We start from the raw sequence: 609 nt of genomic DNA, 5'->3' as shown, positions 1-609 counted from the left end.
CTTATATTCAATTGATAATATTTATGAATACAAAGTTATTTCTTGGCTTTTTCATCCGCTTTAACCCCTTTTTGATAAAGCGTATAAATATAAATAGGAATATCTAAATCCTCTAAATGTTTATAGATCAATGGTCTTACATCATCCCAATTTAAACTTCCAACACCTGTTGCCAATCGAGGTAAGGCAAGACTCTCAATTTTTTCATCTTCAATCACTTGCCTTAATGCCCTAAGTGTCCTATTCACATACTCAATTGATGCTTTACCAGGTTTTGCACCGTTATCGTACGCTGCTTCTTGAGTCATCAGATTGATAATACGCTGCCCTTCTGCATTCACCCATGTCCACAACTCTCCAGACTTCGGATGATAAAGATGACAATAGTTTCTGAAATCCTTATAGAGAGATGGCCAATGTTCTCTGAGATTGAAAGCCAGACCTGTTGCAAAATTATCATTAGGTGCGACACCATGTGCAATGGCGCGTGCATCACTTAATAAAATATCTCCAGATAACTCATAAATCATATGTCAACTCCTATTTAAATATCAGCATTATATTTTCTCTATCTTTATGATTATTTTAACCAATTATTCTCGATAAATA

1 protein-coding gene is annotated in these 609 nt (G+C 34.6%); it reads right to left on the bottom strand.

All coding sequences use genetic code 11. From position 1 onward, the window contains the following. Positions 1 to 35 precede the first annotated feature (35 nt). On the bottom strand, positions 36 to 530 hold the full coding sequence (locus KPC_RS20265) for a macro domain-containing protein (RefSeq protein WP_121976046.1): 495 nt from the start codon (positions 528 to 530) through the stop codon (positions 36 to 38). Positions 531 to 609: the final 79 nt, after the last annotated feature.

The sequence above is a fragment of the Acinetobacter stercoris genome, from assembly GCF_900323515.1.
Classification (GTDB): Bacteria; Pseudomonadota; Gammaproteobacteria; order Pseudomonadales; family Moraxellaceae; genus Acinetobacter; species Acinetobacter stercoris.
The sequence above is the reverse complement of the archived record's forward strand: the minus strand, read 5'-3'. Positions and strand labels throughout refer to the sequence as shown.

Excerpts from the sequence above, each read along its gene's own strand:
- KPC_RS20265 (WP_121976046.1), bottom strand. The coding sequence starts at position 530 with ATGATTTATGAGTTATCTGGAGATATTTTATTAAGTGATGCACGCGCC.